Raw genomic sequence first — 7,526 nt, 5'->3', positions numbered from 1 at the left:
GCCGCAGCGATGCTGCGGCCTTTTTTGTTGTGCGCTGGCCAGCGCCCGTCCATGGCGCACAAAGAACAACGGCCCCTTTCGGGGCCGTTGCTGCATCAGCTGATCAGGTTCCCGATCAGAACTTCTGCTTGTACTGCATGTAGATCAGGCGACCGATGTCGTAGCCGCCGTAGTAGGAGTACTGCGAGTTCGGCGCCGAGTACATCTGCGGGCCGTAGTGGTCGAACACATTGCGCGCACCGACCGCGATGGTCGCATTCCACGGCGCGTTCCAGGAGAACTGGACGTCGTGGAAGGTGGTGGCGCCGCGCTTGTTCTGCGCCTGGTTGCGAGCCGGATCCGGCGAGCCGTAGTCAGGCAGCGAGCACTCGGTGGCGTAGTAGCAACGCTCCTTCACGCTGGAGAAGTAGCGGGTGCCCCAGGTGATGCCGAAGTCGCCGAATTCCCAGCCAACGGTCAGGTTCGAACGCAGGCGGAAGTTGCTGCCGAAGCCATTGTAGATCTGCACCGGGGAGTCATCATTGGCCGTCTTCAGAACGTTCTTGGTGACGTAGGTGTTCTGCAGGTTGAAGTTGAAGCTGCCCCAGGTGTCGGTCGCATAGCGGTAGCTTGCATCGAAGTCGAAGCCTTCGGTTTCGATGAAGCCGGCATTGCGGCTGCCGTAGGTCAGGTTGTTGACGTAGCCGAGCGTGGCGTCACGGGTGAAGGTGCTGCAGCGCTCAGCAATGCCCAGAACGTAGCAGTCGTTCAGCTGATCCGTCGGGGTATCGGAAACGATCGTGTTCTCGATCTTGATGTTGAACCAGTCCAGGCTCAGGTTCAGGCCCGGGGCGAAGGTCGGGCTCCAGACCAGGCCAACGGTCTTGGACTTGGACGTTTCCGGAGTCAGGTTCGGATTGGAGCCGGAGGTGAACGGCACCGGGCTCTGCTCATCCGGGCCTTCCGCCGGGACGTAACCCTGCTTCAGCTGGCGGAAGTTCGGGGCCAGGGCGCCCAGGGCGGCAGCGCATCGCTGGGCCGTGGCGGCATCGGTTGCGGCCAGACCGAACGAGGTATCGCACGGATCGGTGAAGTACTCGAAGGACTGCGAGCTGCCGCCGTACAGGTCGGCGATGGTCGGCGCGCGGAAGCCTTCGGAGTAGGTCGCACGAACCAGCAGCTGATCGATCGGGCGCCACTTCAGGCCGAACTTGCTGTTGGTCGTGTTGCCGAAGGTGCTGAAGTCGGAGAAGCGGGTGGCTGCGCTCAGGCTCAGTTCCTTGGCACCGGGCAGGTCGGCCAGGATCGGTACGTTCAGCTCCAGGTACACTTCATTGACGTCGTACTTGCCGCCGGTCGGGCCAGCCGCCAGGTCGGTGGAGTAACCCGACTGCGACAGCGCGTCCGGATTGAAGTTGCCCTTCTCCTCGCGGTACTCGTAACCCAGTGCGAAGCCCAGGTCGCCTGCCGGCAGGGTCAGGATGCTACCCGCAATGTTGGCGTAGTAGGACGTCATCGTGGTTTCGCCGACGTTGTGCGTCGTCGGGAACAGGAACTGCTGCAGGTCCGGATTGCCGGTCAAGCCGCCATCACCGGTGCGGCCGAACGGAATGGCCGGGTTCCACGGGATGCAGCCGCCGGCGCCGGGGCCGTAGGCCGGGTTGGTGCCCGCAGCCAGGCCCGCTGCGGTTCCGCACTCCACGCGGCCGGTTGCCGGGTTGTAGAACGAGGCCCCGGTGGCGGCGTTGGCAGCCAGGACGTTGTAGTTGCCGGTCTGGCTCTGGTTGTTTTCGGAGTTCTGGTAGAGGTAGCCGGCTTCCCAGTCGAAGTACTTGTCATTGAACTGGAACGAGCCCTGCAGCGCGCCGCTGAAGCGGAACGTCGTCAGCTTGTTGTTGGAAACGCGCGGCACTTCCCAGCCACGGCGGACATACGCCATATCCTGGCCGAACGGGTTGTAGTAGCTGTTGGCCGACCAGATGGAACCGAGGTTGGCGTAGGCTTCGGACTGCAGCGGGTAACCGGCCACCTGCGCTTCCGATTCGCGGCGGGTGTACAGCAGGTCACCGCTGAAACGGACATTGTCGGTAAGGTCGTACTGCAGGTTGGCGAATACGCTGCGACGCTTTGTCGGGGTCAGCAGCTGCATCTGCTGGTTGGAGTTGCTTACGTCACCGGTGATCGGGGTCAGGTCGGTTTCGTGGAAGTCCGCCGCGTTGTAAGGATTGCCGCCGCGATTGAGGGTGAGCGACGGTGCGTCCGGATCGGTCGGGTCGAACACCGAGCCCCACTGGCTGACCGAGGTCCAGCCGGCGGTCGGATGGCGATTGGTGCGCGACGATTCGGAGAACCAGCGATCCTTTGCCCACACCGCCTTTTCGTTGGAGTACTCGGCACCGATGGTGATCGAGCCGCGATCGCCGGTGAAGCCGGCAACGAAATCGGCGCTCTGCTTTTGGCCGTCGCCTTCACTGTACTGCCCGGTGTAGGCGTTGACTTCCAGGCCTTCGAAATTCTTGCGGGTGATGATGTTGATCACGCCGGCCATGGCATCGGAACCGTACACCGAGGAAGCACCGTCCTTCAGCACGTCGATGCGCTCGACGATCGCCGACGGGATCTGCGACACGTCCTGATAACCGCTGACGCTGGCGCCGAGGCGCTTGCCGTCGACCAGGATCAGGGTGCGCTGTGCACCCAGGTTGCGCAGGTCGATGTAGTAGCCGCCGACCATTTCACCAGAGGACAGCGGTTCGGAACGGCTGATGGCCGGGCTGCCGGCGGCAGAAATGTTCTGCAGCACGTCAGCAACCGTCTTGAAGCCGCTCTTTTCGATGGTGGCGCGGCTCAGGCTCAACACCGGCTGGGCGGTTTCGGTATCGACCTGACGGATGCGCGAACCGGTGACCTCGATGCGGTCGAGGTTGGTCGCTTCCTGGGCGTGGGCCGTCGCGGTGGTGGCACCGGCGACAAGCGCGATCACAACTGCGTCACGCAGCTGGCTGGACTTGAGTTTCATTGGCTCTCTCTCTCTCCAAGAAATCTTGGCTGGGGTTAGTGCCCGGCGGGGGAGCGAAAAAGCGCTCCCAAATCGCGAGGCTGACCCGATAGTAACGGGCGTTCGCCAAGAATTAAAGCTGTGTTAATGAAGTCTGTGATTTTGGTAAAAGAGCGCTTTTTCCAGCCCAATCAACGGGTTGCTGGTATGGTCATGCTGATCTGCCTCGTTTGTTAACGCAGAATGATGAAAAAAGTTTCGACTGATATGTATCCCAATATGTCGATACGCTCTGCGGTCGATACCGCTCATGCGAGTGCGAGGCTGGCACGCAGATGCAAAAAGGCGCCTTTCGGCGCCTTCGGGAATATCGTTGCTGAACCTGACTGAGGGGATCAGAGATCCTGTTCGTAACGCACGTACGGCACGGTGCCGTCGTCGTTGCTTTCGTTGCGCGGGGAGAACGGATTCTTGCCGCGGCTGATCACGTTCTCGGCGCCGACGGTCAGCTGGCCGGACCACGGAGTACGCCAGGTCAGGCCGATGCCCAGGCCTTCGAACTTGCCGGGCTTGCCCGGCACGTCGACCACGCGGCCGATGATGCTGCCGGTGAAGTTGCCGTAACCGGCACCGATGCTCAGGCTCTTGCTGTCCCAGCGATCGACGATGGCCGGCGAAGCGTCGGCCAGCGGTACCAGGCGTGCCTTGGCGTAGGTACCGGCGATGGAGACGAAGCCTTCGCGGCCGATGTTCTTCTGCGCGAACACGGTCAGATCGTTCTGCTCGGCGCGCAGCGAGGGTGTCTTGTTCGGGCCCGACAACCAGGCGGGCAGGGTTTCACGGCCGGTGCCGGCGGTGATGCCCAGGCGGCTGTTGCCGCGGTTCAGCGCGGCGGTACCGCTGAAACGACGGCTGTTCAGATCGTCCTCGTCGCCCAGGCTGGCCAGCATGCAATGGCTGGCCAGGCCGCTGATGCTGGTGCCGCTGCTGCTGTTGCAGAGCAGGCCCAGCGAATCGCCGGAGGACAGGCCAAAGGCCGCGTCCAGCGAATTGCGGCCGAAATGCCAGCGGGCGCCGGCTGCCTGTTCGCCGGTCGGCTCCAGGTACAGCAGCGCCTCGACCTTGCCGCTGCCCTTGTTCCATACCGGCAACACGGTGCGGGTGTCCTTGCTCTGCGCATGCACGCCCGTGATCGCGCCAAGGGCGATCAGCAGGGCCAGCGGTAGACGCAGGAAGGTACGCATCGGACCAGTTCAGACAGGGACGGACAACGGAAGTTCCCGTGGGGACGGGAACTCGATCCTAGGGTGTTTATGAATTCTTAACAAGCCTTGATCCTCCCCAGGTACAAGACTGCCGTTTACTGAAGTCGTTCAGGCGCCGCTACAGCCCCCTGGGCGCCGTGGAACAGTATGCCGAACTCCGTCAATGGAAAGTGATACTCACGCCCGCAGAATTCGCAACGCACCTCGACGGCGCCGGTGGCCTCGGCGGCCGCGCGGGCCTCCTCTTCCCCCAGCGACTGCAGCATGCCGGCCACCCGCTCGCGCGAGCAGGAGCAGGCAAAGGACAGCGGCTTGCCGCCCAGCAGTTCCGGCCGCTCCTCGTGGAACAGGCGGTGCAGCAGCTGCTCGGCCGGGGTCGCCAGCAGTTCGGCCTTGCCCAGGGTTTCGAACAGGGCGCTGGCGCGGGCCCAGCCATCCTCGTCGCCTTCGTCGCCCGGCAGCTTCTGCAGCAGCAGGCCGGCGGCACCGTTGCGGTCGGCGGCCAGCAGCAGGCGGGTCGGCAGCTGCTCCGACTGGCGGAAGTAGTCCTCGAAGGCCTCGTCCAGTTCCGGCGCAGTCAGCGCGACCAGGCTCTGGTAGCGCTGCGGCTCGCGCGGGTCCAGGCCGGGGTTCTCGATGGTGATGGCGAGGATTGCGTCATCGCCGAGGCGGGACAGGTCACGCGGTGCGTCGCCACCCTCGCTGAGCTGGGCGATACCGCGCAGGGTGCCGGCGGCGGTGCATTCGGCGAACAGGGTGCGCAGCGCGGTGCTGCTGCGCAACTGCACCGACAGGCGCCCGTCGATCTTGGTGTGGCCGGTGAACAGCGCCGAGGCGACGCAGGCCTCGCCAAGCAGTTCGGCAGCGGCGTCCGGGTAGGCGGCATGGGACAGGATTTCCTGCCAGGTGGCCTGCAGGTGCACATGCACGCCACGCACGCCGGCGTCGGGGAGCAGGAAACGGATCAGGGAATCGGGATTGGCGGTCATCGGCTCACATCGCGCGTAAACGGGGGCGGTTGCCGGATAATGCGCCGACAACCAGACGGAAGAAGGATGCACCAGTAATGGGGGCAGCGGGAGAGCAGCACAAGGTAGAGGCGGTGGTGGCCGCGCCGCGCCGGCGACGCTGGCGCTGGAAGCGGCTGCTGTGGCTGCCGGTGCTGCTGGCCGCCTTCAGCTGCCTGCAGGTGCTGGTGTTGCGGTTCATCGACCCGCCGGTGTCCATGGTGATGCTGTGGCGCTATGGCGAGGCGCTGGGCGAGGCCGACTGGTCCTATCGGCTGCATTACCAGTGGCGCGACCTCGACCAGATGGCGCCGAGCCTGCCGATCTCGCTGGTGGCGGCCGAAGACCAGCGCTTCCCCGACCACAACGGCTTCGACCTGCAGGCCATCGAGAAGGCGCGCGACCACAACGCCAGGGGCGGGCGCCTGCGCGGCGCAAGCACGATCAGCCAGCAGGTGGCCAAGAACCTGTTCCTGTGGCAGGGCCGCAGCTGGATCCGCAAGGGCCTGGAAGTCTGGTACACGGTGTTGATCGAGGCGCTGTGGCCAAAGGAGCGGATCCTGGAGATGTACGCCAACATTGCCGAATTCGGTGATGGTGTGTATGGCGCGCAAGCGGCAGCGCAGAAATTCTGGGGCAAGGATGCTGCCCGGCTGAGCCCGGCCGAGAGCGCGCGCCTGGCCGCGGTGTTGCCGGCACCGCGTCGCTACAACGCGGCAAAGCCTGGGCCGTATGTGCAGCGGCGGGCCGCGTGGATCCAACGCCAGGCGCGCCAGCTGGGTGGTGCGTCCTATCTGTCGGAGGACTGAGCCCGGCGCTGCAATTGGCGAACGACGGGCCGAGCGCGTGCCGGCAACGTACAATCCGGGCATGACCCGCGAACGGCTTACCTTCGTCATCGCCGCCTACAACGAGGCCCTGGCACTGCCGCTGCTGCATCCACGGCTGTGCGCGGTGCTCGACGGCATGCCCGACATCGACGGTCACATCCTCTATGTGGACGACGGCAGCCATGACCGCACCTGGGAAGTGATCGCCGGGCTGGCCCAGGCCGATGCACGCGTATCGGCGCTGAAGCTGTCGCGCAACTTCGGCAAGGAAGCGGCGCTGACCGCCGGCCTGGATCTGGTGCACGAGGGTGCGGCGATGATCCTCGATGCCGACGGCCAGGACCCGCCGGAGCTGGTGCCGGAGTTCGTCGCGCGCTGGCGCGAAGGTCATGACAACGTCTACGGCACGCGCATGGCCCGCGATGGCGAGGCCTGGATCAAGCGCGCCACGGCAGCGATGTTCTATCGGGTGATGGGCCGCCTCTCGCGGACACCGATTCCGGCCGATACCGGGGACTTCCGCCTGCTGTCACCGCGCGCGCTGAACGCCCTGCGCGGGATGCGCGAGCGCCACCGTTTCATGAAGGGGCTTTTCAGCTGGGTGGGATTCAAGCGGATCGCCGTGCCCTACCACCGCCACGCGCGCGTGGCCGGCACCAGCAAGTTCAGCCTGTGGCGGCTGTGGAATTTCGCCCTCGAAGGCATTACCGGGTTCTCGACCGTGCCGTTGCGGGCGACGACCTACCTCGGGCTGGCAACCGCGGCCGTCGCTTTCCTGTTCGGCCTGTGGGTGATCGTGAAGGCGGCGCTGTATGGCGACCGGGTGGCGGGTTGGCCGACGATGATGGCGGTGATCCTGTTCCTGGGCGGCGTGCAGCTGATCGCGCTTGGCCTGATCGGCGAGTACCTGGGGCGGCTGTACGAGGAGTCCAAGCAGCGGCCGTTGTACCTGGTTGACGCCTGGCTAGCATCGTCCGTGGCAGACTCGGTCCCGCAACCCACCCTGGGAGGGCAGGCAGATGACCACGGTACGGCAACTGTTGGACGGCAAGTCTCCTGAAGTACATGCGGTCGCGCCGGATGCGGCGGTGATCGATGCGATCCGGTTGATGGCGGAAAAGGGCATCGGTGCGGTGCTGGTGATGGACGGCCCGCGGCTGGTGGGAATCCTGTCCGAGCGTGATTACGCGCGCAAGATCGTGTTGCGTGATCGCTCTTCGCGCGATACGGCGGTGGCAGAGATCATGACGTCGCAGGTGGTGACGGTGTCGCCGGGCGAGCAGGTGGAGCATTGCCTGCAGTTGGTGACCGATTATCGCATCCGCCATCTGCCGGTCGTGGAGGGCGCGCAGGTGCTGGTCAAAGCGCTGGCGTGGCTGAAGGCCAACACGCAGTCCCGCAGCGACAAGCTGCGCACCGTCTGGGCAGCGCTGCGGCAACCGGCCGG

General features: G+C 65.0%; 6 protein-coding genes. 3 read left to right on the top strand and 3 right to left on the bottom strand.

What is annotated here, in order from left to right; translation table 11 throughout:
* Positions 1-115: 115 nt before the first annotated feature.
* The 3 genes from ABGA94_RS01410 to ABGA94_RS01400 all read right to left on the bottom strand — a co-directional run bounded on the left by ABGA94_RS01410 (position 116) and on the right by ABGA94_RS01400 (position 5,231).
* A complete protein-coding gene (locus ABGA94_RS01410; protein ID WP_111129172.1) occupies positions 116-2,998 on the bottom strand; it encodes a TonB-dependent receptor domain-containing protein in 2,883 nt (960 codons plus the stop codon).
* 374 nt (positions 2,999-3,372) lie between these two features.
* Complete coding sequence (locus ABGA94_RS01405; RefSeq protein ID WP_061478882.1) at positions 3,373-4,221, bottom strand: hypothetical protein; 849 nt, start codon at positions 4,219-4,221, stop codon at positions 3,373-3,375.
* A 116-nt stretch (positions 4,222-4,337) separates the two neighbouring features.
* Positions 4,338-5,231, bottom strand: coding sequence for an Hsp33 family molecular chaperone HslO (locus tag ABGA94_RS01400; protein WP_005418408.1), 894 nt, complete (start codon positions 5,229-5,231; stop codon positions 4,338-4,340).
* Between the two features lie 77 nt (positions 5,232-5,308).
* Here ABGA94_RS01400 and mtgA point away from each other — a divergent pair, with 77 nt between their 5' ends.
* The 3 genes from mtgA to ABGA94_RS01385 form a co-directional block, all read left to right on the top strand.
* Positions 5,309-6,058 (top strand): monofunctional biosynthetic peptidoglycan transglycosylase, encoded by a 750-nt coding sequence (mtgA, locus tag ABGA94_RS01395; protein ID WP_005418407.1) that lies wholly within the window; start codon positions 5,309-5,311, stop codon positions 6,056-6,058.
* Between the two features lie 61 nt (positions 6,059-6,119).
* Positions 6,120-7,139, top strand: a complete 1,020-nt coding sequence (locus tag ABGA94_RS01390) for a glycosyltransferase family 2 protein (protein WP_095379381.1) — start codon at positions 6,120-6,122, stop codon at positions 7,137-7,139.
* A partial coding sequence (locus ABGA94_RS01385; RefSeq protein WP_375366173.1) for a CBS domain-containing protein occupies positions 7,099-7,526 on the top strand: 428 nt, incomplete at its 3' end. The genes ABGA94_RS01390 and ABGA94_RS01385, both read left to right, overlap by 41 nt.

Origin of the sequence: Stenotrophomonas sp. 3diitr2024 (genome assembly GCF_042136455.1) — a bacterium.
Lineage (GTDB): Bacteria > Pseudomonadota > Gammaproteobacteria > Xanthomonadales > Xanthomonadaceae > Stenotrophomonas > Stenotrophomonas sepilia.
Note: the sequence above shows the minus strand (reverse complement) of the source record. Positions and strands in the feature narration are given on the sequence as shown.